This is a genomic window from uncultured Methanobrevibacter sp. (assembly GCF_902774605.1).
Classification (GTDB): domain Archaea; phylum Methanobacteriota; class Methanobacteria; order Methanobacteriales; family Methanobacteriaceae; genus Methanocatella.
Window position 1 is genome coordinate 1 of the sequence record NZ_CACYJE010000008.1, and the last position, 24016, is coordinate 24016.

Below are 24016 nucleotides of genomic sequence, written 5' to 3' on the forward strand. Positions count from 1 at the left end.
TTTTTCCTTTCTCCATCCACATTTGGTTAATATATTGTGTGTAAGTTAAACACAACTTAATAACCAACACATTTTTGGAAGTGAAAAACATGAAAACAGCACCTAAAGACGAAAAAATGGATTTGATATTCATATTGGACCGCAGCGGATCAATGATGGGATCCCAAAAAGACACAATCGGAGGATTCAACTCATTCATCCAAAAGGAGATTAAAAAAGAACTGGACACCAGAGTCACAACAATACTCTTCGATGACCAATACGAAGTCCTCTACAAAAGAAAACCAATTCACGAAGTAGGGGAATTGACCGAAAAGGAATACTGGGTAAGGGGAACAACAGCACTATTGGACGCAATAGGAAAAACAATAAACACTCTCGACAAGGAAATAGACAACAAGACACTGGTCGTAATAATGACCGACGGATATGAGAACGCATCCCATGAATACACAAAGCAGCAAATCAAAAACCTGATATCAAACCACAGCTGGGAATTCATATACATCGGAGCCGACATAGACTCCTACGGGGAAGCCACAAAATTCGGATTTAAAAGGTCACGCATCGCAAACTACATGAAGTCAAAAGAAGGAGTGGAAGATGCATATGTGTCAATAAACTGTGCAATGGATTCAATGAGAGAAGACATGGATTTGGATGACGCGAACTGGAAGAAAAGTCTGGAAAAATATGATTAAATCATATTCCAACTTTTTCAAAAGCCCTTTTGCGTCTCACACAGCTTTCACAAACGCCACAGGGTTCATCCTCTCCCTTATAACAGGAATAGCTTAACCTCATTGGAGCACCAACCTTAACGCCCAACTCAACCAGTTCCTCCTTATTCAAGTTGATGCATGGTGCTTCAATCCTAATTTTATCCGGCGAGCCGACACTCACCAATTCATTGAACTCATCGAGAAACTCACGGGAATTGTCTGGAAATGTCGCACCCTCCTCATTATTCCAGCCAACAATGATTGCTTCAGCCCCCATGCTTTCGGCATAGGCCAGGCCTATTGATGTGAAGACTGTGTTTCTTGCAGGAACCCAAACGTTGCCGGCACTCTCGCTGGCTTTATCCAAATCATCCAGATCATCAATGGAAATCTCAGGAATGTCATCATCAGTATTCAGGCTTGAATTGCTGATGTCTGCAAGCCAGGGAAGGTCAATCACCTCATGGCTCCAACCCATCTTCTCACAGATTCTCCTTGAGGCCTTCAATTCCTGCCTGAATGCCTTTTGCCCATAATTGAAAGTAATTGCATGAATCTCATACTCATCGTCAAAGACGCTGGTGGCTACGGTACAGTCAAGCCCGCCTGAAAAGATGCTTATCGCCTTTTTCATCCAACCAACTCCTTAACGTCCTTTAAAGCCAAACCGGTATCCTTAGCTATTTTTTTCAAATCCTCAAACTCGGGACGCCTTGAAATGACCTTGCCGTTGACGTATCCAATCTTGAAGGTCACATCATAATCCTTGCCCTCAACATTAACTGTCACGGTTTCAAATTCCCTTTTGGCAATTCCTCGATGCATGTTCGGTGCAATCCTAATGCCTAAACTGCCAGTCTCCTTGAATATTGTGTCAATAATCCTTTCACGATTGTCCCTTCGGGAAATGACCTTAAGAAGGCTTCCCTGACGATTCTTCTTCATGATGATTGGTGTGACAGAAACGTCACTGGCTCCGGCATCCAAGAGCACGTCAAACAGATAACCGATTTCTTCGCCGGTCAGATGGTCAAGGTTGGTTTCAATGACATCGATTCTGTCGCTTTCGCTCATGTCAAGGGTTTCAATGATTCTTAAAACATTCGGATGGTCAAAGTCCTTGCGACCCGCACCGTAACCCACATTTGCCGGTTTGACTGAAGGAATGAATTCCTTGATTTCGTCGCACAATTCCATATATATGGCTGAGCCTGTTGGCGTTGCAAGCTCACTGTCCACCGGACCTCCAAGCATCAGTGCACCCTTTAAAATCTCAACAACTGCAGGTGCGGGAACGGGTATTGTTCCATGAGCTGTCTTCACCCTGCCTCCGCCGACGGCTATAGGAAGCCCTATTATCTTCTGTGAATCATATCCTAAACTGTAGTATGCGTAAACAGAACCTATCACGTCGGCGACAGCATCGCTGGCACCAACCTCATGGAAATGAACCTCTTCAAGGCTTTTGCCGTGAACCCGGCTTTCAGCCACAGCTATCCTTTCAAATATTTTACAGGCTGTGTCGATGACCTTTTCATCCAAATCCAATTCCCTGATTTTTGAAATGAAATCCTTAAAGTGAACCGAATGCTTGTGCTCCAGCATTTCAACATGGCAGAATGTGGAGTCGATGCCATGCTTTGACACTTTGGTGAATGTCACCTCAACTTCCCCGAAATCATGTGCTGATTTTTCCATGACTTCCTTCAGTTCGCTGGCATCTGCTCCCAAATCAACAAATGCTCCTATTAACATGTTTCCGGCTATTCCGCTGGATTGCGGGTCGATAATGATTGTCATAATGATAAGTCCTATTGTATTATAATATAAGTTTAAATTAAATAATTAATATATATTATCACATGAAATTAAATATCATCGAGAAGGATTATGGCATTTGCATCAATAATGCGAATCATTTCCTGGCGTTCAGCGATTTCACCGTAAGCGATGGAATCGACATTGTTGAAAACGTCAATGTCATAAACGCCAAGGATGAATTCAACGCAACCGCTAAAAGGGCCGAGACATTCAACCAGTCTCAAGGCTCATACATTGCACAGGCAACCTCGAGCCTTGATTATTTCGCCAATGCATATGATGATTTGACAATTTTCACATTCATGAACAATGACGTTGTTCTCGAGCAGTTCACAGACAAGCTCCTTGTTGCAAACTCCCCTAAGGGATTTGTTGACGCCAGAATCAGCATAAGTCATGTGGTCTGCATCGACAAGGCAATCTCGCCAGGGGATTTGCTTAAAATATTCAAGCTGATATCATCCACAAAAGCAAATGCAATCGCCGACATGCGCCTGCCTCTGCATATCCGGAATATCCTTAACACTAATGATTTTCTGGCAGTACTGGCCAATATTCCTGAAAGCGATGATGAATCATTGGACATTAACAATTCGGAGTTTGATGATATTGATTTTGAAGAGCTGAAAACAAGAATCGGCGAAGCGATTGAGATAAGCATTGAAGACGCATTCGACAAGATGAATCTGACATTCGGCATTCTTGATTACCTGGTGGCTGAAGGAATCCTTATAGGTGACCTTGTCGAGGCGGGATTGGACATTCTTGCTGATGTTGACGTGACACAAAAGCTGAAGGACAGCATGGAAGCTGAAATACTCAACGCTTTGGCAGACGTCAATGTGGCGTCACTCATCATGTCGGCATTAAGGATGGGTGAGGACATGGCCTGCAATGCCGTTCGTGAATTCAATGGGGATGGCTCAACCCAGTTCACAAGTGCCAAGGCTTTGGGGATGGCAGTTGCAAATCAGATAGCCGGAACTAAGGCGATATTCAATTTCAACAAGTATGATGAATTAAAACCTGGAATAATATTTGGCCTGCCGCCAATGCTCAGCGAAGCGTTCGCAGGCTTGATTGCAGGTTGCGTATCAAAAATATTAGAGGAATAGACAATGGAAGATGACAGTTACTTTGAAGATGAGGAATTCTCACCTACACGTTCGCTTTTAGGGCTTTTGACATTCTCGACAATACTGCCGATCAATGTATTCACATCAATCGAGTACATGACCAAGCTTACATGGGCATGGCCGTTCCTGCACATATTCATCGGTATTTTGGCGGCCGTCTGCGGTTATGTGTCACTTGAATTCCTGCACTTGAACTCATTTTTCACAGCAGCAATCGTTTACGCGTTTCTAATGATAATAACTGGATACAATCACCTTGACGGCGTGATGGACATGGCTGACGGTGTCATGGTTCACGGAGAACCTGAACGCAAGATTATGGTGATGAAGGATTCAAGCGTGGGCGCCGGAGGAATGGCAACATTGTTCCTTGTGGCAAGCCTCACAATAGCCGGAATATATAACATACTTGATTATCACTTCATAGTTGGAATAATAATCTGTGAAATGACTGCAAAAACCTCCCTTGTAACAACAGCATTGCTGTCAAAACCATTGACACCGGGAATAGGCAGCTATTTCATAAACGAGATGAAAATACCTAATTATTTCGCATCAACAGTGGTTGTTGGCATCATCGCATACCTTCTTGGAGGATTCGTTGGAATCTGCGGAGTTCTTGGTGCAATAGTTTCAGGAATCATAATAGCCCATATCGCCAAGCGCAATTTCGTCCTTGCCAACGGGGATGTTCTTGGAATGAGCAATGAGGTTGGACGATTGCTGTCATTGCTGTTCATGGCTGTAGCGCTATACTTCATTTAATCATTTTAATAAGTCAAAAGCAATATTGCAGTCGCCTGATGCATTGTTTTAAATACTATTAGCGTTAAACATGGTGTTGTGAGAGAAAACCGCCATGCATGCATTTATATATTTGATTTACCATGAATGATGGTATCACCTCCTTCAATTTCCGGTGGTTTTTTCTCATCAAATTTAAATATTCCAAGATTTAATAGTAAAATGATAATATGAAAGTAAATGTTTTAAGACTAGACCACAGATTGAAAAGGGACACCCGTATCACCACCCATGTATGCCTGACCGCAAGAGCATTCGGAGCAAGCAAAATATACCTTGCCGGCGAACGCGATAACGGATTGATGGATAATGTGCGCGACACATCGTCAAGATTCGGAGGCAATTTCGAGATAGAGTACACTGAAAGCGCAATGGGCGTAATCAACAAGTGGAAGGCAGATGGCGGAAAAGTGGTTCACCTGACCATGTACGGGTCACAGGCACATGAAATCGCACCTGAAGTGCGCGAGGACGGTTCAGACATTCTAATAATCGTCGGAGGATCCAAGGTTCCGGGCAAAATCTACAAGGCAGCCGACTGGAACGTGTCAGTGACAACACAGCCTCACTCAGAAGTGTCCTCATTGGCGGTATTCCAGCACCTGCTGATGGACGGCAAGGAATTCGAGTTGGAATTCGAAAACCCCGTGCTTGAAGTGATACCGACCGCTCATGGAAAAACCGTCAACATCCATGATGAGAACCGTTAGGATATGAAGTCATCAAGTCTTTTAATGGCTTTTAACTTATCATCTTTTTTTATTCGAGCCATTTCCAAAGCGTCGCGAATGGTTTCAATCGAATTGTCATAAACCTCACGGTCAACAGGATAAGGAAAACCGTCCTTGCCACCGTGGGTGAAACTGTACTTGACAGGGTCCTTCCAGCTTGCAGGTTCACCGTAAACCAGATCGGATATCAATGCCAATGCCCTTATTTTCTTGGGGCCGATGCCCTGAAGGAGAATCAGCTCCTCATAGTTTTCAGGCTGTATCTCATAGGCCTTTGTCAGGACTTCAAACTCCTTGTCGCTGATGTCCATATCTAGTACTGGATGGTGGGGCGGCAAAGTGAAGTCATCCAGCAGCAGCTGATTGTCCTTTCTTTTGAAGTATTGTCTTAAATGGGTGGGATTGTCATTAATCAAATCCACGCTGATTTTCTGCGCTTCCTTGCTTTCCTCAGATGGCATGTTCAGGGTATTGGGGGTCGTCATGTCGCAGGATATTCCGCTGTGGGGGTCGTTTAGAAGGTCATCCACTTCAGACCCCAGCCAATGGTATCTTCTTGCGTACTTGTTTTCAGTGTTGAGGCCCTGCTGCACAACCGCCCAGTCTCCTTTTTCGGTTATGAAGAAGTTGTGCTGGTATAATGTGTAGCCGTCCTGAATGCAGGAATTGTCGATTTTAGCGGACAGTCTACTTGTCTCAATCAGCTTCTCAGTGGTTTTTGTCTTTAGATTGAACACTTCACCTGCATGCTCAATTCCCATTGGGGTTTTGCGTGACTTGGCACCCTTGCCCCCGGTCAGGTATATTCCATGCTCTTCGGGCGATAGTGATGCCTTGAGGGCTCCCAGTGTGGTGGTGGTTGTTCCGGAGGAGTGCCAGTCAAAGCCCAGTACACAGGAGAATGCCTGGAACCAGTATGGATTGGAGATTCGGTTCAGAAATTCGTTTAGACTGTACTCTTCAATGATTACTGATGCCAATGCTCCGGATAATTTGACCATTCTTGAAAACAGCCAGCTTGGAGGTTGGCCCCCATGCAGTGGCAGGTTGACGGCTCCTCTTCTTTTCATGAATACTATTTATATGATTAATGGATATTAGCCTTTTTACCAAGAGCGTGTGATGACTATTATTATTAAGAATTTAATTTTTTTTAATATCAAATATTTTCGACATGAAAGTCCCCATAAACAAAACTTTAATAAGTAATGGTTACTAAAACTTTATATGTTATATTTATTAACAAATTATTTAATCAAAATTATTAAGGAGCGTAATTTTTATGGCTATAGATAACGGAGATTTTGTAAGAGTAAACTTTACTGGTAAAATAAAAGAAACTGATGACGTATTTGACACCACTTACGATGAAGTTGCACAAGAAGCAGGCATCTACGAAGAAAACAAAACCTACAAACCAATCCCAATCGTTGTAGGAGGAAACCACTTATTACCAGCTATCGAAGAAGAAATCATAGGATTAGAAGCTGGAGATAAAAAAACCATCGAAGTGGATTCCGAAAAAGGTTTCGGTCAAAGAGACCCTTCATTAATCCAATTAGTGCCAATGAAAGAATTCAAAAAACAAGGAATGACTCCATACCCAGGTATGAAAATCCAATCCGAAGGCGCAACCGGTAAAATCTTAACCGTAAACGGCGGAAGAGTAAAAGTTGATTTCAACCATGAATTAGCAGGAAAAGACTTAATCTACGATGTTGAAGTATGTGAAGTAATCGAAGACGAAGAAGAAAAAATCAAAAGCATGATCGAATTGCACTACTCCAACCCTAACGTTGACATCGACAAGACCGAAATCACAATCGAAGACGGTGTAGCAAACATCAAATTAGATGATATGGCTAAATTCGACCAACAATCCTACATGGACATTACCTTCGCAAGATTCAGAATAGCTAAAGACATTTGGGACAACATTGACGAAATCACCAAAGTCAACTTTGTAGACGCATTCGAGAAAAACGAAGAAGCTGAAGACGAAGAAGAAGCTGAAGAATAAGTAAAATCAAGGAGTTATAATAAAATAACTCTTTTCAACTCTTTTTTTTATTAATTAAACATCATTTTATATACTATTTTTAACATAATTCTACCCATGATGGAATTAGATGAACTTTTAAAAATATTCAATGAAGGCAAGGAGCTGGTGATGGATGAGGATGCTGCACTGGCCTGCAATTATTATTCTCAAGAGGCTCAAAGGATCACCTGCGAGATAAACTACAGTTATCATGATTTCGATGAGATGCGCGAACTCTTCTCAAAATTAATCGGTGAAGATGTCAGTGATGATTTCAGGCTTTTCCCGCCGTTCACAACAGACTTCGGAAAAAACATTCACCTTGGACGAAACGTGTTCATAAACTCAGGATGCCGGTTCCAGGACCAGGGTGGAATATACATTGGCGATAACGTGCTGATCGGCCATAATGTCGTTCTTGCAACATTGAACCATAATGAGGATCCGGAAAAAAGAGGAAATTTAATACCTGCGCCAATCAGAATAGGCAATGACGTTTGGATAGGATCCAATGTTACAGTGACTCCAGGCGTTACAATCGGGGACAATGCCATTGTCGGAGCAGGTGCAGTGGTTACTAAAGATGTGAAGGAAAACACTATTGTTGCGGGCGTTCCTGCAAGATACATCAGGGATATCAAGCTTTAAATCCTTTCACCATCTTTTATTGCAACAATTCCGGGGATTTCATGAACTTTCAGTTCAAACATTGCTTCCATTCCCTCATTTTCAAAAAGGACACATTTTCTCTCTTGAACCTTGCTGGTCAATAATGCCGCCACAGGTGGGGTTATCACAAATATGGAGTTGCTCTCATTCAAATCATCAACCGTTTCATCGCTGAGCATCCCTTTGCCGATGTGTATTTTAACCCCTTTTTCGCTTAACGGCTTGATGGAGGATTCAATCTCGACTTTGCTGCTTGTTGTCGGAGCAATTCCTGCCTCGCTGAATGCGGTGTGCATTATAACAGTGCCCTTTAACTCAAAAGGCACTCTGTCTTCTTCAAGGAGTTTAACCAGCTGTGGTAGTGCAGCGTCACGGCCGGTGTAGATGGTTCCTGAAATTGTAATCTTGTCGCCGACCTTAAGCATGGAGATGTCCTCGTCGCTTATTGGTGTAGTCAAGTTTAACATGATTATTATTTTATTTTTAATTTTTAATAAATTTTTAATTTTTTCACGATTTCGCATAAGATATTTAAATGTTTATTAACATAAATATAATACATTCTAGATTTATTTATCATAGAATTTATGAGGAGATTTTAAATTGATTATTATTGACGAAGAACTATGTAAAGGATGTCATCTTTGCTTATTCATGTGTTATAAAAACGTATATGCAATATCTCCTGATGTAAACAAGAAAGGAGTGCAATTACCATATGTCAACTTTGAAGACAGATGCACAAAATGCGGTACCTGTGAAATTGCATGCCCAGACCAGGCAATCACAGTGGACCTGCCTGAAAACTGGTGGATGAGCGATGACAATGAGATGAATTTCAATCCTAATTTCACAAAGGGGAAAAAGTAGGTGTATAACATGGCTGAAGAATTTTTTATTCAAGGAAACGAAGCATGCGCTAAAGGAGCAATAACTGCAGGATGCAGATTCTTTGCAGGCTATCCTATCACTCCATCAACTGAAGTGGCGGAAACCTTGGCTCGTGACTTGCCAAAAGTCGGAGGGTCATTTATCCAGATGGAAGATGAAATCGCATCCGCAGGAGCAATCATTGGAGGATCATGGGGAGGAGCCAAATCAATGACTGCAACATCCGGACCGGGTATTTCACTGATGCAGGAAAACATAGGCTATGCATTCATGACAGAAACTCCAATCGTTATAGTTGATGTTCAAAGAGGCTCACCATCCACAGCACAACCGACAATGGTCGCACAGGGGGACATGATGCAGGCACGCTGGGGATCACACGGTGACTACGAGCCAATCGCATTGTCACCATCAAGCGTTCAGGAATTCTTTGATTTCACAATCAGGGCATTCAACCTCGCAGAGGAATACAGGTGCCCGGTATTCGTCATGGCCGATGAGGTCATAGGCCACATGAGGGAAAAGATAGTGGTGGATGACGATATTGAAATCGTTCCAAGAAAAAGACCTGAAAAAACAGATGACTACCTGCCGTTTGAGAATGTTGAAAACGGAACAACCCCGATGCCGGCATTCGGCGACGGATTCAACATACACGTGACCGGACTCACTCACGATGAAAGGGGATACCCTGACACCAATAATCCTGAAACTCATGATAAGCTCATACAAAGAATCTGTGATAAAGTATTAAATAATAAGGATAAAATCTGCTCAGTGAGAAGTGAAGAATGTGAAGACGCAGACATTATCATAGTTTCATACGGTGCCCCTGTAAGGTCAGCCACAGAAGCTGTCAGAAAGGCAAGGGCGAACGGTCAAAAGGTTGGTTACGTTAAAATCGACACTCCATGGCCATTCCCAGATGAGCAATTGAAGGAAATAACCAAAAACGCAAGCGACATACTCGTGGTTGAAATGAACCTCGGTCAAATGTACTATGAGGTCGACCGTGTCCTTAGAAGGCAGGCCAACGTTCACTTGATGGGAGTTATTGGAGGATTGCTGCCGACTCCTGATGAGATATTGGATGCAATTGCAAGAATAGGAGGTAAATAGAATGTCAGAACATAAACAAAACAGGTTTCTCCCATACTTGAGGGAAGACAGATTGCCTCATATCTTCTGTCCGGGATGTGGAAACGGAGCAATCATCAATGCATTTCTGGCCGCAATGGAAAAGGCTGAAATGGACTTTGACAATATTGCGATGGTTTCAGGAATCGGATGTTCTTCAAGGATTCCAGGATACCTGAAATGCGATTCCCTGCACACCACACACGGAAGGGCTTTGAGTTTCGCAACCGGATTGAAAACCGCCAACAAGGACTTGGACGTTGTGGTGTTCACAGGAGACGGTGATGCGGCATCCATCGGAGGTAACCATTTGATTCATGCGGCAAGAAGAAACATCAACCTTACTGTAATCTGTATCAACAACAACATTTACGGAATGACCGGCGGCCAGATCAGTCCGACATCCCCTAAGGGCAGTTTCGGAACAACCGCACCATACGGAAATCAGGACGCGCCGTTCAAGTTGGCCGAGCTCGTTGCAGCTGCAGGCGCAACATACTCCGCAAGATGGACTACAGTGCAGATTGAAAACCTGGTAACCTCCATAAAGGACGGATTAAAAAACCCTGGTTTCTCATTCATCGAAGTTGCAACCCAATGCCCAACATACTTCGGCCGTAAAAACAGGCTCAAAACCCCGACCGCAATGGCTGCAGTCATGAAGGCGAATACAGTGTTCAAATCCGCAGCAGACAATATGCGCGCAAGGGACTTGGAAGGCAAGATTGTAGTGGGCGAGTTTGCAAACTACACTAAGGACGAATTTACTGACAATATAGACAAGATCAGTGTGGAAAAATCAGGTAAGAAAACTCTTATCAATTCTGCATATGAAACAGAATTTTAGGTGGATAATATGAGAACTGAAATTAGAATATGTGGGTTCGGCGGTCAAGGTGTGATTCTTGCAGGAATCATCTTAGGCAAGTCTGCAAGTCTTTTCGACAATAAGGAAGCTGTCCAGACCCAATCCTATGGTCCTGAAGCTCGTGGAGGAGCTTCCAAATGTGAAGTTGTTATAAGCGACACTGAAGTCGATTATCCTAAGGTTCAAAATCCTGATATTTTAGTGGCAATGTCAAATGAAGCATTAATCAAATACATAGTGGATTTGAAGGATAATGGTACTTTAATCGTTGATCCTGACACAACCGATGTTGAAGATGTTCGCGAGTTCATCGACGAGCATAACATTAAAGTTTACAAGGCTGCTGCAACCAAAACAGCCACCGATGAGATTGGACTTAAGATAGTGGCCAATATTGTCATGGTTGGAGCAATTACAAAAATAACCGGAGTCATATCCAAGGAAGCTGCAATGAAAGCTATTGAAGCAAGTGTTCCGGCAGGAACCGAAAAGAAAAACATTAGCGCTTTTGAAGCGGGATATGCTTTGGTTGAATAGAAGGGTGTTATAATGAGATTTTTCGAAAATGTAGCAAAACAAATTTTTAATGATGAGGGAATTCCAATTCTCGAAGGTCACGTTGCATACTCTCCGGAAGAGGCAATGACAATCTCTTCAGAAATGGATGTTCCAGTAGTTATCAAGGCACAAGTGCTGACCGGTGGAAGAGGTAAGGCTGGTGGTGTTAAATTCGCCAACAACCCTGGTGAAGCCTTAAAAGTATCTGAAGAAATTCTTGGAATGGAGATTAAGGGTGAAAAGGTAAAGCATCTTTTAATCGAGAAGAAAGCTGAAATCCTAAACGAGTTTTTCGTAACCGTATCCGTTGACAGGGGAGCTAGAAGGCCTGTTATCCTTGCAAGTAAGGAAGGAGGTATAGAAATCGAAAACCTCGCAAAGACCAATCCTGAAAAAATCATCAAGTACTATCCAAACCCATTGATTGAATTCCTGCCATATGAGGCACGTGAAATCGCACGCAAGATGGGCGTTCCATCCGAATTGATCTCACCTATGGGTGACATAATCTGGAAACTGTACAAGGTGTTCACCAAGTATGACGCAGACACCGCTGAAATCAACCCATTGGTATTGACCCCTAACGGTCTGATTGCGGCTGACGCAAAGATGGTCGTTGAAAATGATTCACTATACAGGCATCAGGAGCTTGTTGAAAGAATGCACTATAAGAAAAAGGCCGTTGACTTCGTTCAGTTGGATGGTGACATTGCCGTTATCGGTAACGGTGCAGGATTGACCCTGACCGCTATGGACATGATTAAGTTGAACGGCGGCGAGCCGGCAACTTTCCTGGATATCGGTGGTGGAGCATCAGAGCAAATCATCAATCAGGCCTTGAACATTGTTTTAAACTATGATCCTGTTAAAGTGGTGTTCCTGAACGTTTTGGGAGGTATCACTAAGGCTGATGATGTTGCCCGTGGAGTAATCAAGGCATTGCAGCAGGCTGAACGCAAGGTCCATATTGTCATCAGATTGACCGGTACCAATGAGGAGGAAGGCCAAAGGCTTCTTGAGGAAGCGGGCATTCCGTTCGAGACCTCCATGGAAAAGGCCGCTAAAAAGGCTGTCGAACTTTGTGAAGAATTAAAAGCCGAAGGCAAATAAACCTATTTGCTAATTTAGATGAATCTCTTGAAGGAATCAATAAATCTAATCTTTAACGGGATTAGATTATCCTACATTCCTTTTGAGGGTTAACTATTTTTTAAAAAAAGTATTATTCGAGCAGGACAACTCGACTTATTTCGGATTCGTTTACTATTTCTTTTCCGCATGCATCCCCGATTTGCTGTGCGAAATCCTTGACCTCATTGAATGTTGGCATGTTGTCAAGTGTCAGGCGTTCGCGTGATGAGCCTACGCACATGTATGCCTTGACCTCGACATAGTCAGGGTCCGCCTTTTTGATTAGCTTGGCGTATCCCTCAGGGTTTTCCATGTTTTTCCCCTTGACGCATGTGTTTCGTATGCATGTGCGTGAGTTGAAACTGGATAATGTTTCAAGTGATTCGTTTAAATTGCTCCAAGCATCATTTATTCTTGGTCTGCAGACGGCATCGAATATTTTCTTTGAAGGTGCATCCAAGGAGAGGTACAGTTGGTAGGGATCGTTTTCCAGATTTCTCAACCTGTCGACGCACTGGCCGTTGCTCACGACAAATGTGGTGAAGTCACGACGGTTGAACTCGCCGATGAGCTCATCGATTTTCGGGTATAGCGTAGGCTCCCCGGCAAGGGATATTGCCGCATTGGTCGGCCGGCTCATCTCCTCAAGTTTTTTCCTGTTTGCCTTGTCATTTCCATAATAACCGCATAATAGGTTGTTCTGCGCCTTTATCGCTTCGTCGACAATGGTTTTTGGGTCATCATATTCCTCATCCTCCCAGCTGGTTTGGGTGTATGTCAGGTCCCTCCAGCAGAACTCGCATTCCTGCTGGCAGTTCGGCACCGCTGGAGACATCTGCAGGCACCTGTGTGACTGGATGCCGTAGAATTTTTCCTTATAGCAGACTCCCTTGTCCACGATGCTATGACGGGTCCAGTGGCAGGTTTTCACTGCTGCATGGCCGTGTGTTCCGACGAATCTGTATCCACTTTTCTCTAGTTTTTCTATTTGGTTTTTATTGAATGACATGAAATCAAAGTTATTTTTAGTTTTTGTACTATATAATTTTTACACACCAAAAGCAATATTGCTTTTTGTTGAACAAATTGTTATAATAAATTCTAAAATATATTTATATGTTTAATAATAATAGTATTTAGTATGAGATTATGGAGCAAAAAACAGGAAAAATTATTCTTTGACAAATCAAGAAATTTCGCAACACACCAGCAGCTCTTCTACCGCACCGATGACGGAAGGTATGTCGCCTACTGGCCGAAAGGATACGACGGGGCCAAAACCACGCTGCAGGCAAGAAACTCACTCATAGGAAACTACACGGAAAAATGGGTCAACGACCTTCTCAAGCACATTCTCGAGGATACGGGACTTCATGTAATACAGCAGGCGCAAATCCCGGCAATCGGAATAACCCACAAGTCTCCGGCCGACATAGCCATCGCCACCAGGGGAAAGAAGGTCCTCATGCCCGAAGAGGTGAAGCTCATATTTGAGGTTAAAATGTCTCTTGTATGGAACTGGCAATACGATGAGTCAACAGGACACATCCGGGAAATCGGAGACTACCGTACACACCAGGGAAGGCCAAGCTTCACACGCTCCGATTCTGTCCTAAAGGCAATAGGAAAATGCATAGACATCAGGGTGTCAAGCTTCAAGTCCTCAAGAATACCATTGATAATCCTTGGAAACGCGCCATTGTCCAACGGATTCTGCAAAAAGGCCGATTACCTAAAGCAAGCCGGAATAATCCAGGGCTTCTGGTCACTGAACCCCTTCCCATTGAATCACGGCAACACCCGAAAGAGAAGCCACCAGGACGGCTTCATCAGATTCGACAATATAAGGGAATTAAATATTACTTTGAACCAATTATTTAAACAGGAACTGAATTTTTTCTCAAGCATGGAAACACCAGAAACACTAGGACAAATGATAGAAATCGCCAACAGGGAAAACACATATGAGGAAAAAGGATTGAAATTCATAAAACTCATAAAGAGGTAATGCAATTGGCAAGAAAAACCCAGACAACAAACTTTGGCTCAATAGTGAGGGAATCCCACAGTTCAAAAAAATTCTACAGCTCAAAACTGTTCAGGGACTTTCAGATACCCGAAAACATCCAGTATAGGCACACAGACATTGACGAGAAAGACCTCAATAGGCTATACTGCAAGTCCAGCGAATCCATGGACGAGATTCCGGACAACAGCGTTCACCTGATGATAACCTCCCCGCCCTACAATGTGGGAAAGGAATACGACAGCGACCTGACGCTGGACGAATACCTTGACCTCCTGACAAGGGTGTTCGGCCAAACCTACCGCAAGCTCGTCACAGGAGGCAGGGCATGCATAAACATCGCAAACATCGGCAGAAAACCCTACATTCCACTGCATGCAATGGTAATTGAGATAATGCTTGACTTGGGATACCTGATGAGGGGGGAGGTAATATGGGACAAGTCGGCAAGCGCCGGAGGCTCATGCGCATGGGGAAGCTGGATGTCCGCCTCAAACCCTGTGCTGAGGGACTTCCACGAGTACATACTGATATTTTCAAAGGAATCATACTCCAAGGACAAGAAACAGGAAAAGCGCGACACAATCGAGCATGACGAGTTCATACAATGGACAAAAAGCATATGGACATTCCCAGCTGTCAACGCCAAAAAGATTGGCCACCCGGCACCCTTTCCAGTGGAGCTGCCTCACAGGCTCATCAAGCTCTACAGCTATGAGGGGGATGTTGTTTTGGACCCTTTTGTTGGCAGCGGAACCACATGCCTGGCGGCAATCCAGAACAACCGAAAATACATAGGATATGACATAAAAAAGGAATACATTGAACTTGCCGAAAAAAGGATTTCCAATCAAAAATTTATTTAATAGTGTTAAATAAATATTAATATTAAAAGGTTATTGTGGGATTAATTATGGACAGTCCAATAGTAATATTAAATTATAAAACTTATTTAGAATCAAGTGGTGCAAACGCTTTGAAGCTTGCACATGACTTAGAAAGCGCCGCCAGCGAATCTGGAATCACAATGGTTGCAGCTCCACAGGCAGCGGACATTTACAGGATAAGCCAAGAGGCTTCCCTGCCTATTTTTGCACAGCACATCGACCCAATCACTCCGGGAGGCCACACAGGCTCAAACCTGATTGACACCCTGATCGAGGCGGGAGTGAGCGGATCACTCATCAACCACTCAGAGCAAAGGATGAAGCTCGCAGATATCGATGAGGTCGTGAAGATGTGCAAGGCCAATGACATTGAATCATGCGTATGCACCAACAACATAGAAACTTCAAAGGCAGTGGCTACACTTGCCCCAACCGCAGTGGCAGTCGAACCGCCTGAACTCATAGGAACAGGAATACCAGTATCACAGGCACAACCTGAAGTCGTAGAGGACACAGTCAGTGAAGTTAAGGCAATAAACAGTGACATCAAGGTTTTATGCGGTGCAGGAATAACCACAGGCGACGACATGAAGGCAGCTATGGACCTCGGGGCAGATGGAGTGTTGCTCGCATCAGGCATAATCAAGGCCGAAAGTCCAAAAGATGCCTTGCTTGATTTAGTAAGTAAATTATAGAGTGAGAAAATGGCTAAGGAATTTAACACTATTGATGATTTTGACATTGAAGATAAGACAGTTCTTGTAAGAATCGACGTTAACTCACCAGTTGACCCCGGGTCTGGAATAATCCTGGACGATACAAGGCTGAAGCTGCATGCCCAAACAATAAAGGAATTGTCAAACAAGGGCGCCAAGGTAGTGCTTCTGGCACACCAATCCCGTCCCGGCAAAAAGGATTTCACAACATTGGAACAGCACGCCGAAGCATTGTCCGATATTCTCAACCTAAGGGTGAAATACATTGACTCATTATTCTCAGCTTCCGCAAAAGAAGCTATCAAATCATTAAAGCCTCATGAGATACTCCTTCTTGAAAACGTAAGGTTCTTCTCAGAGGAGACACTATCAAGAACTCCATTGGAGCAATCAAAGACAATCCTTGTAAGGGAATTGTCCCCATTAATCGATTACTATATAAACGATGCTTTCGCAGCGGCCCACCGTTCACAGGCGTCACTGGTCGGATTCACCGTCAACACTCCTTCCGCAGCGGGAAGGGTGATGGAAAAGGAACTGACCGTTATCCAGAATGCGCTTGACAATGTGGAACACCCATGCGTATTCCTCCTAGGTGGAATGAAGCCTGACGATTCAATCGATGTTATGGAAAACGTTTTAAGCAACGGCACAGCTGATTCAATCTTGACAACAGGTATTGTAGGAAACATTGTGCTGTGGGCATCCGGCGCAGACATCGGAGAAGTCAACAGGAACTTCATAGCAAGCAGGGGCTACGAGTCCATGGTGGATAAGGCAAAAGACCTGATTGAAAGGTTTGGGGATAAGGTGAAATACCCGATTGACGTTGCTTGTGAAATCGACGGTGAACGTGTGGACATTGATTACACTGAAATTCCGAATGAGGCAATCTTTGACATTGGAGTTAAAACAATCAACTACTATGCTAAAGAAATCAGGGATGCAAAGGCAATATTTGCAAACGGCCCTGCAGGAGTGTTCGAAGACCCTAAATTCGCAATGGGCACAGAGGATTTGATCAATGCTATAGCCAAGTCCGAAGGATTTTCACTCATAGGCGGAGGCCACATTGCAGCGGCTACTGCAGGTCTTGGTCTTGAAGATCAAATGAGCCATTTAAGCAGTGGCGGAGGCGCATGTATCAGCATGCTTGCAAGCAAAGACTTGGCTGCTGTTGAGGCTTTAAAAAATAGTAAAAATTAGCTATTAAATATTTTTAATAGCTTTTTTGAAGATTCTTTTGGATTATCTGAGCTCATGATTGCGCTGACAACAGATAATCCTGCGATTCCAGTATTGGTCAACTCGCTTGCATTGTCCAAGGTAATTCCCCCAATAGCTACGACTGGTATGTCAATGGAATCCACAACTTCTTTTAATTCTTTTTTTGTAATGCTTGGAGCATCATCCTTAGTGGAGGTTGGGAAAACCGCTCCGGTACCTATGTAGTCGGCACCGTCCCTTTCAGCTTTTTGAGCTTCCTCAATGGTTGCTGCTGAAACTCCCACGATTTTATCGTCTCCGACCAGTTTTCTTGTAACGTCGCATGGCATGTCGGATTGGCCAACATGGACTCCGTCCGCATCTATTGCCAAAGCCACATCGACACGGTCGTTGATTATTAATGGGACATTGTACCTGGTTGTTATCTCCTTCACTTTTAGTGCGAGATTATAGAAGTCTAATGTGTCTGCGGTCTTTTCACGTATCTGAACTACGCTAACTCCGCCTTGTATGGCTTCCTCAATGGTTTTCAGGAATTTCTCCACATCATCGCTTTTATCTGTAACGAGATATAATGATAGGTCTAGTTTATTCATATTATCTTGATGTTTGATTCGTTGATTAAAGTTTCGCTGTCTGTCTTGTAGAGGTAATCGATAAGGTATCCTCTGAATGAACCGGTTCCCTCATCCCTTTCATCCACTTTTGCCCTTGCCCTTTCTCCTGCAATGTTCATTGCAAGAATTGCAACAAGTGTTCCGTCAAAGGGATTTGATCCTCCAATGCAGCTTCCAACGATGGATGACAGCATGCATCCGCTTCCGGTTATTAGTGGCATCATGTCGTCACCGTTGTCTATTGCAACGGTTGTTTTTCCATCGGTCAGTATGTCTATTGGGCCGCTTGCAAGGATTACTGTATCCAGTTTGCGTGCCAGTGTGCTGATCAGTTCGCCGTTTGCCTGCAGGTTTTCCTCGGTTATTATGTCATCGGCATTAACGTCAACGCCTTTTGCGGTGTTGCTTTCATCTAGAACTCCGAAAAGTTTTGCAATTGCCTTGATTTCACTGATGTTTCCTCTGATTGCTGTGATATTGTAGTTTTCAATGAGGTCCATTGTTGTTTTGTTTCTAAGTTCGGTAACTCCAACTCCCACGGGGTCAAGGATTATTGGGGTGTTGGTTTCGTTTGCTGTTTTTGAGCTGATGTGCATTGATTCAATTTGGTTTTTGCTTAATTTTCCGATATTGATTACTAAAACATCTGCTATTGTCACTACTTCTTCTAGTTCTTCTGCGTCTTCTGCCATGAATGGTGATCCTCCGATTGCCAGGACTGCATTTGCACAGTCGTTTATTGTCACGGAATTGGTTATGCAGTGGGTTAATGCATTTTTTTCTCGAATATCATTTAAGGTTTCGTCGATGCGATTTAGTAAATCGGTTTCTTTATCTGTCATGATTGTTAATATAATTTTATTATTATTTAAATTTTAATAATATCAAGTGATTTATAGTAAAGTATATAAATAAGTTTTAATATACTTATTATTGTTCTATAAATTTAACATTGTGCCTCGGTGGCTCAGTCTGGTAGAGCGCGAGACTTGTAATCTCGTGGTCGCGGGTTCAATTCCCGTCCGGGGCTTTTAATTTATAGTGTTGCTATAAATTTTTGCATATTATGTTAAGATTATAGAAACATTTATATACTTGTAAATGTATATTATTATTAGTATGTTATCTGCATACATTATTGTGTGTGGGTCCGTAGGGTAGCTTGGTCGATCCTTTGGGCTTTGGGAGCCTGAGACTCCGGTTCAAATCCGGGCGGACCCATTGTCCCGCCTTAGCTCAATTTGGCAGAGCGTTGGACTGTAGATCCAAATGTTGCTGGTTCAAGTCCGGCAGGCGGGATTTCAACTTAATTGTTTGAAATCATATGTAAATTTGTGAAATTAGTATGAATTTCCATAACCTTTATATATGATAAAAATTATATTAATTAAATAGTGTATTACTTACTGTTTAGGTCGTAAGCCCTGGTGGTGTAGGGGCTATCATGTGGGCCTGTCGAGCCCGCGACTCGGGTTCAAATCCCGGCCAGGGCGCTCATTACTTAAATGGTATATAATTCATGTAGGCCTGTAGCTCAGTCTGGCAGAGCGCCTGGCTTTTAACCAGGCGGCCGCGGGTTCAATTCCCGTCAGGCCTGTTTCTAATTTTATATTTTAACTTTTCTATCTGGAGGAAAAAATTTGAAAATTGATATTCAAGACCATATGCTCGTACCAAAGCATGAAATCATGACTGAAGAAGAGATTTCTGATGAATTTAGTGAAGTTGATTATGACATTAAAGACCTTCCTAAAATAAAATCTACTGATCCAGTCGTCAAAACTATAGGTGCAGAACCTGGAAACGTTTTAAGAATAACTCGTGAAAGTCAAACTGCTGGGGTATTTGTGACTTATAGGATTGTGGAAGATTAATCGTTTTTAATATAATTTTAGATGTGTGAAATTTATAATAGTATAATTTCTGTATTTTTTTGTTTTTTAAGAAATTCATATAATAAATTGAACTTAGTTTGAGAGGAATTATCTTAATGGAGATAGTTATGAGTAAATTAAGAATAATGATTAAATGAATTGGTAATTGTTAGGCTTAGCCCTAGCTATGTTTTATTTTTATTTAGTTAATTATTTTTATTGCGTTACGTAATGCTGGAGGATATCCATGACAGTGAATAATTGGAAATTAGTTGATGCATTTTTTGACAAATATGATTTAGTGGATCACCATATCAAATCATACAATGATTTCGTGAACAATAGGATTCAAAATATCATTGATATTACAGAACCTATCACCTTGGATGATGGTAAATACACTTTAAAAACTGGTAAAGTACGTATTGAAAAACCTTCAAATAAGGAAGCAGACGGTTCACGTAGTGAAATCGATCCTACTGAAGCAAGACTTAGAAATTTAAATTATTCTGCAGACATGTACCTTGAAATGGCCTTAAATGAAGAAGGAGAAGATAATGAATTGGAAGAAGTCTACATCGGTGAGCTGCCGGTTATGCTCAAATCCGACATCTGCCATCTCAACGGTTTAAGCGCTGAAGAATTGATTGAAAAGCATGAGGACCCTCAAGACTTAGGAGGATACTTCATTGTAAACGGTTCTGAAAGGGCTGTTGTGACAATGGAAGAGATTGCTCCAAACAAAATCATCCTTGAACGTTTAGGAGAACCTGAAGAAAGACATGCAAAAGCAGTCGTAACTTCAATCAAAAGTGGTTTCAGGGCAAGGATCACCTTGGAATATAAGAAGCCACGTAAAAACGGTGTGTTCTTAAGGATTTCATTCCCATACCTTCCTGGGGAAATACCATTAGTTATCCTGTTAAGGGCTCTTGGATTGTCTACAGACCAAGACATCATTACTGCCATTTCTGATGATAATAATTTCCAGATGATGGTTGCAGACGACCTGCAGGTTTCAGCTGAATCATTGAAATTGGATCAAAGCGAAATGGATGGAATGACTTTGGATGAAAGGAGAGTGTACTTGCAGGAAGCTGCTATAAAATACATCGGTAATCGTGTAGCTAAGAACATGCCTAACGAATATCGTTTCAAACGTGCTAAGGATGTCGTAAATCGTTACCTATTGCCTCATATGGGTACTGATGAAGACAGATGTTATGATAAAGCGATTTATTTAGCAGAAATGACTGAAATGTTACTTGAAGTCATTGAACAGAAAAGAGAACCTCACGACAAGGACCACTACACTAACAAAAGACTCAGAGTATCTGGAGACTTAATGGAAGACTTGTTCAGAGTGGCTTTCACAAACCTGACAAGGGATATGAGCTATCAGCTTGAAAGAAGCTTGTCCCGTGGTAAGGAATTATCCATTAAGCAGGCAGTTCGTAGTGATGTTTTAACCGAAAACATCAAGCACGCAATTGCGACAGGTAACTGGGTTGGTGGAAGAGCAGGTGTAAGCCAATTGCTGGACCGTACCAGTTACATGGGTACACTTTCTCACTTAAGACGTGTCGTATCTCCATTAACAAGAAGTCAACCTCACTTTGAAGCAAGAGATTTGCACCCAACCCAATTCGGTAAAATATGTCCTAACGAAACTCCGGAAGGACCAAACTGTGGATTGGTAAAGAACCTAGCTTTATTGTGTAATATTTCAGAAGGTTCAGACGAACAGGAAATTATTGACGTTATTGAAAACATGGATGTTGAGTTGATTTAAGGAGGTGAGATGTTGGCTAAGAAAATTAATGCAAAATTGAAAAGAGCTTATTACTATTTTGGTTTTAATGAAGTAGTTTCCTATGATGAAGTAATGGAACACGCGAATTTATTGAAAAGCTTGCCTAATGATGAATCTTTAGCAGCTAAAATAAACGGTTATGCTGATGACATTGAAGCATTCTTCAAGAATGATGATGAGAAAAAGGCCGATTCTGAATTCTCAGCTGATTTCGCTAAGGATGAACCAAGAAAAAGTTGGGAACATTACACAGAAAATTTCCCTGAAGACATCTTTGAAGGCGGTCTAGAGCCGGTTGATGATGAACTGGAAGAAGCAACCGAAATTGAACCTGTTGTAGATGATGATGAATTGGATGATGCTTCCGAAATTGCATCTGTTGAAGAGGATGACCTTGAAGATGTAGGTGAAATTGAAGCTATTGATGAGGAAGATATAGGTGAGATTGAAGCCGTTGATGATGAGGACGGTGAGATTGAAATAGTGGAAATCGAAGAGGAAGAACCAGTTGTTCCTGCTCCGCCAATCCAACCGAAACCAAACAAAACCAAAATCTATCTCAACGGTGAACTTAAGGGATACTGCGACGACCCTGTTAATTTCACAAGGGAAATGAGGGAAAAAAGAAGAAGCGGCGGAATCTCACATGAAATGAATATCACATACTATGAGGATAATGATGAGATATACATATTCAATGATCCTGGAAGAGCAAGAAGACCATTAATCATTGTTGAAAATGGTGCTCCTCTCTTAAAAGATGAACATTTAAATAAAATCGCTAACGGCAAATTGAAATGGGATGATTTAATCGACGGCGGACTTATCGAATATTTGGATGCTGAAGAAGAGGAAAACTCCTATATTGCAATGAATCTGGCTGATTTGAATGAAGACCACACTCACCTGGAAATCGACCCTGCTACAATGCTCGGTATCTGTGCAGGTATTATTCCATTCTCCGATCACAACTCATCTCCAAGGAACACCATGGAAGCGGGTATGACAAAGCAGGCATTAGGATTATATGTATCTAACTATGCATTACGTACCGATACAAGGGCTCACCTATTGCATCACCCTCAAACTCCTATTGTTAAAACACGTATCATCGATTCAACCAATTATGACTTAAGGCCATCCGGTCAGAACTTCGTTGTGGCATTGATGTCCTATGAAGGGTACAACATGGAAGACGCAATGGTAATCAACAAGGGTTCCCTTGAAAGGGGATTAGCTAGGTCTTCATTCTTCAGGGCATACGACACCTCCGAGAAAAGATACGCCGGTGGTCAAGTGGACAAGTTCGAGGTCCCTGACAAGAACATTAAGGGATACCGCTCAGAAGAGGCATACAGAAACCTTGATGAGGACGGTGTAGTCAACCCTGAATCCTATGTGGAATCAGGTGATGTGCTCATCGGTAAGACTTCACCTCCAAGATTCCTTGAAGAGACAGGTTTCGGCACTGTTGCAGATAAGAGAAGGGAAACTTCCGTTACTGTAAGGCACGGTGAAAAAGGTATTGTCGATGCGGTATTGTTATCCGAAACAGTTGAAGGTTCAAGACTTGCTAAAATCAGGGTAAGGGACACCAGGCAACCCGAATTTGGTGACAAGTTCGCATCAAGACACGGTCAGAAAGGGGTTGTCGGTTTAATATTGTCCCCTGAAGACGTACCGTTCACAGAATTCGGTGTTGTGCCTGATTTGATAGTTAACCCTCACGCGATTCCATCCAGGATGTCCATCGGACAGGTATTGGAGATGGTTGCTGGTAAGGCAGGTTGTCTTGAAGGTGAACGTGTTGACGCAACCCCGTTCAACCAGACTCTTGAAGATGAAATCAAGCAGCAGCTCATCAACAACGGATTTGAATCTGCAGGATGTGAATCCCTATACAGCGGTGTAACCGGTGAAAGAATCGACGCCGAGATTTTCGTAGGTGTTGCATATTACCAGAAATTACATCACATGACCACTGATAAGGTTTACGCTCGTTCAAGAGGTCCAGTGCAAGTGCTTACACGTCAGCCTACAGAAGGTAGGGCTCGTGAAGGTGGTTTAAGGTTTGGAGAAATGGAAAGGGATTGTCTCATTGCACACGGTGCAGCATTGACCTTAAAAGAAAGACTTCTTGATGAATCAGATAAGTATCAAGCGATTGTTTGTGATAACTGTGGTATGTTGGCGGTATTCGATAAGAACAAGAACAAGAAATACTGTCCGATATGTGGAGACGTTGAAACTTACCCAGTGGAAATTTCATACGCATTTAAATTATTATTAGACGAACTTAAGAGTTTATGTATTTTCCCTAAATTAGAATTAGGAGACAAAGCATAAT

Annotated in this window: 24 protein-coding genes, 5 tRNA genes and 1 pseudogene; 23 read left to right on the plus strand and 7 right to left on the minus strand. The window is 42.5% G+C overall.

Translation table 11 applies throughout. The features are described from left to right. Positions 1 to 89: 89 nt before the first annotated feature. On the plus strand, positions 90 to 701 hold the full coding sequence (locus tag QZU77_RS03050; RefSeq protein WP_295599844.1) for a vWA domain-containing protein: 612 nt from the start codon (positions 90 to 92) through the stop codon (positions 699 to 701). Position 702: 1 nt separating this feature from the next. Here the strand turns inward: QZU77_RS03050 and queC are convergent, their stop codons facing one another. Both queC and larC read right to left on the minus strand, forming a co-directional pair. Beyond that, positions 703 to 1356, minus strand: a complete 654-nt coding sequence (queC, locus tag QZU77_RS03055; protein ID WP_295599847.1) for a 7-cyano-7-deazaguanine synthase QueC — start codon at positions 1354 to 1356, stop codon at positions 703 to 705. Beyond that, the gene (gene larC, locus QZU77_RS03060) at positions 1353 to 2522 is read right to left on the minus strand and encodes a nickel pincer cofactor biosynthesis protein LarC (RefSeq protein WP_295599850.1); all 1170 of its coding nucleotides are present in this window, start codon (positions 2520 to 2522) and stop codon (positions 1353 to 1355) included. The genes queC and larC overlap by 4 nt, the downstream gene beginning before the upstream one ends. A gap of 62 nt (positions 2523 to 2584) precedes the next feature. On the opposite strand from larC, the gene QZU77_RS03065 reads away from it, so the two are divergent. The 3 genes from QZU77_RS03065 (at position 2585) to QZU77_RS03075 (ending at position 5193) form a co-directional block, all read left to right on the plus strand. Continuing rightward, positions 2585 to 3658, plus strand: coding sequence for a phosphatidylglycerophosphatase (locus QZU77_RS03065; protein WP_295599853.1), 1074 nt, complete (start codon positions 2585 to 2587; stop codon positions 3656 to 3658). 3 nt (positions 3659 to 3661) lie between these two features. Then, the gene (cobS, locus tag QZU77_RS03070) at positions 3662 to 4444 is read left to right on the plus strand and encodes an adenosylcobinamide-GDP ribazoletransferase (protein ID WP_295599856.1); all 783 of its coding nucleotides are present in this window, start codon (positions 3662 to 3664) and stop codon (positions 4442 to 4444) included. Positions 4445 to 4653: 209 nt separating this feature from the next. Next, the gene (locus QZU77_RS03075) at positions 4654 to 5193 is read left to right on the plus strand and encodes a tRNA (cytidine(56)-2'-O)-methyltransferase (RefSeq protein WP_295599859.1); all 540 of its coding nucleotides are present in this window, start codon (positions 4654 to 4656) and stop codon (positions 5191 to 5193) included. Here the strand turns inward: QZU77_RS03075 and QZU77_RS03080 are convergent. Beyond that, entirely contained in the window at positions 5190 to 6284 is a 1095-nt protein-coding gene (locus QZU77_RS03080; RefSeq protein ID WP_295599862.1) for a DUF763 domain-containing protein, read from the minus strand. The genes QZU77_RS03075 and QZU77_RS03080 overlap by 4 nt on opposite strands. A gap of 212 nt (positions 6285 to 6496) precedes the next feature. On the opposite strand from QZU77_RS03080, the gene QZU77_RS03085 reads away from it, so the two are divergent. Together QZU77_RS03085 and QZU77_RS03090 are read left to right on the plus strand one after the other, a co-directional pair. After that, complete coding sequence (locus tag QZU77_RS03085) at positions 6497 to 7234, plus strand: peptidylprolyl isomerase (protein WP_295599865.1); 738 nt, start codon at positions 6497 to 6499, stop codon at positions 7232 to 7234. Between the two features lie 96 nt (positions 7235 to 7330). After that, a complete protein-coding gene (locus tag QZU77_RS03090; RefSeq protein WP_295599868.1) occupies positions 7331 to 7903 on the plus strand; it encodes a sugar O-acetyltransferase in 573 nt (190 codons plus the stop codon). Here the strand turns inward: QZU77_RS03090 and QZU77_RS03095 are convergent. Further along, complete coding sequence (locus QZU77_RS03095; protein ID WP_295599871.1) at positions 7900 to 8391, minus strand: fumarate hydratase C-terminal domain-containing protein; 492 nt, start codon at positions 8389 to 8391, stop codon at positions 7900 to 7902. The genes QZU77_RS03090 and QZU77_RS03095 overlap by 4 nt on opposite strands. A 136-nt stretch (positions 8392 to 8527) precedes the next feature. Here QZU77_RS03095 and QZU77_RS03100 point away from each other — a divergent pair. The 5 genes and pseudogenes from QZU77_RS03100 to sucC all read left to right on the plus strand — a co-directional run. After that, positions 8528 to 8719 (plus strand): annotated as a pseudogene (locus tag QZU77_RS03100) (ferredoxin family protein); the annotation flags it as partial. Positions 8720 to 8803: 84 nt separating this feature from the next. Next, on the plus strand, positions 8804 to 9934 hold the full coding sequence (locus tag QZU77_RS03105; protein ID WP_295599877.1) for a 2-oxoacid:acceptor oxidoreductase subunit alpha: 1131 nt from the start codon (positions 8804 to 8806) through the stop codon (positions 9932 to 9934). Between the two features lies 1 nt (position 9935). Next, positions 9936 to 10799 (plus strand): 2-oxoacid:ferredoxin oxidoreductase subunit beta, encoded by an 864-nt coding sequence (locus QZU77_RS03110; RefSeq protein ID WP_295599880.1) that lies wholly within the window; start codon positions 9936 to 9938, stop codon positions 10797 to 10799. Between the two features lie 9 nt (positions 10800 to 10808). Next, the gene (locus QZU77_RS03115) at positions 10809 to 11357 is read left to right on the plus strand and encodes a 2-oxoacid:ferredoxin oxidoreductase subunit gamma (RefSeq protein ID WP_295599883.1); all 549 of its coding nucleotides are present in this window, start codon (positions 10809 to 10811) and stop codon (positions 11355 to 11357) included. Between the two features lie 12 nt (positions 11358 to 11369). Continuing rightward, positions 11370 to 12488 carry an ADP-forming succinate--CoA ligase subunit beta gene (gene sucC / locus QZU77_RS03120; protein ID WP_295599886.1) on the plus strand — a complete coding sequence of 373 codons (1119 nt, stop codon included), beginning with the start codon at positions 11370 to 11372 and terminating at the stop codon, positions 12486 to 12488. 112 nt (positions 12489 to 12600) lie between these two features. Here the strand turns inward: sucC and twy1 are convergent, their stop codons facing one another. Continuing rightward, positions 12601 to 13518: a 4-demethylwyosine synthase TYW1 gene (twy1, locus tag QZU77_RS03125; protein WP_295599891.1), complete on the minus strand. Its 918-nt coding sequence runs from the start codon at positions 13516 to 13518 to the stop codon at positions 12601 to 12603. Between the two features lie 132 nt (positions 13519 to 13650). On the opposite strand from twy1, the gene QZU77_RS03130 reads away from it, so the two are divergent. The 4 genes from QZU77_RS03130 to QZU77_RS03145 are packed head-to-tail and all read left to right on the plus strand — an operon-like array spanning position 13651 to position 17344. Beyond that, positions 13651 to 14517 (plus strand): hypothetical protein, encoded by an 867-nt coding sequence (locus tag QZU77_RS03130; RefSeq protein WP_295599894.1) that lies wholly within the window; start codon positions 13651 to 13653, stop codon positions 14515 to 14517. 5 nt (positions 14518 to 14522) lie between these two features. Then, positions 14523 to 15401, plus strand: coding sequence for a site-specific DNA-methyltransferase (locus QZU77_RS03135; protein WP_295599897.1), 879 nt, complete (start codon positions 14523 to 14525; stop codon positions 15399 to 15401). A gap of 47 nt (positions 15402 to 15448) precedes the next feature. Further along, on the plus strand, positions 15449 to 16117 hold the full coding sequence (tpiA, locus tag QZU77_RS03140; protein ID WP_295599899.1) for a triose-phosphate isomerase: 669 nt from the start codon (positions 15449 to 15451) through the stop codon (positions 16115 to 16117). 9 nt (positions 16118 to 16126) lie between these two features. Continuing rightward, a complete protein-coding gene (locus tag QZU77_RS03145) occupies positions 16127 to 17344 on the plus strand; it encodes a phosphoglycerate kinase (protein WP_295599902.1) in 1218 nt (405 codons plus the stop codon). Here QZU77_RS03145 and thiE read toward each other — a convergent pair. Both thiE and thiM read right to left on the minus strand, forming a co-directional pair. Beyond that, positions 17341 to 17961, minus strand: a complete 621-nt coding sequence (thiE, locus tag QZU77_RS03150) for a thiamine phosphate synthase (protein ID WP_295599905.1) — start codon at positions 17959 to 17961, stop codon at positions 17341 to 17343. The genes QZU77_RS03145 and thiE overlap by 4 nt on opposite strands. Next, positions 17958 to 18824 (minus strand): hydroxyethylthiazole kinase, encoded by an 867-nt coding sequence (gene thiM, locus QZU77_RS03155; RefSeq protein ID WP_295599908.1) that lies wholly within the window; start codon positions 18822 to 18824, stop codon positions 17958 to 17960. The genes thiE and thiM overlap by 4 nt, the downstream gene beginning before the upstream one ends. Before the next feature lie 114 nt (positions 18825 to 18938). On the opposite strand from thiM, the gene QZU77_RS03160 reads away from it, so the two are divergent. The 8 genes from QZU77_RS03160 (at position 18939) to rpoB (ending at position 24015) form a co-directional block, all read left to right on the plus strand. Next, positions 18939 to 19012: transfer RNA gene (locus QZU77_RS03160), tRNA-Thr, on the plus strand. A gap of 116 nt (positions 19013 to 19128) precedes the next feature. Next, a tRNA-Pro gene (locus QZU77_RS03165) sits at positions 19129 to 19203 on the plus strand. Between the two features lie 4 nt (positions 19204 to 19207). After that, positions 19208 to 19281: transfer RNA gene (locus tag QZU77_RS03170), tRNA-Tyr, on the plus strand. Positions 19282 to 19403: 122 nt separating this feature from the next. Further along, positions 19404 to 19475: transfer RNA gene (locus QZU77_RS03175), tRNA-Asp, on the plus strand. A 30-nt stretch (positions 19476 to 19505) separates the two neighbouring features. Next, positions 19506 to 19579: transfer RNA gene (locus QZU77_RS03180), tRNA-Lys, on the plus strand. Positions 19580 to 19622: 43 nt separating this feature from the next. After that, on the plus strand, positions 19623 to 19856 hold the full coding sequence (locus tag QZU77_RS03185) for a DNA-directed RNA polymerase subunit H (RefSeq protein ID WP_295599911.1): 234 nt from the start codon (positions 19623 to 19625) through the stop codon (positions 19854 to 19856). Positions 19857 to 20103: 247 nt separating this feature from the next. Beyond that, entirely contained in the window at positions 20104 to 21648 is a 1545-nt protein-coding gene (locus tag QZU77_RS03190) for a DNA-directed RNA polymerase subunit B'' (protein WP_295599914.1), read from the plus strand. A 9-nt stretch (positions 21649 to 21657) separates the two neighbouring features. Then, positions 21658 to 24015 carry a DNA-directed RNA polymerase subunit B gene (rpoB, locus tag QZU77_RS03195; protein WP_366208856.1) on the plus strand — a complete coding sequence of 786 codons (2358 nt, stop codon included), beginning with the start codon at positions 21658 to 21660 and terminating at the stop codon, positions 24013 to 24015. Position 24016: the final 1 nt, after the last annotated feature.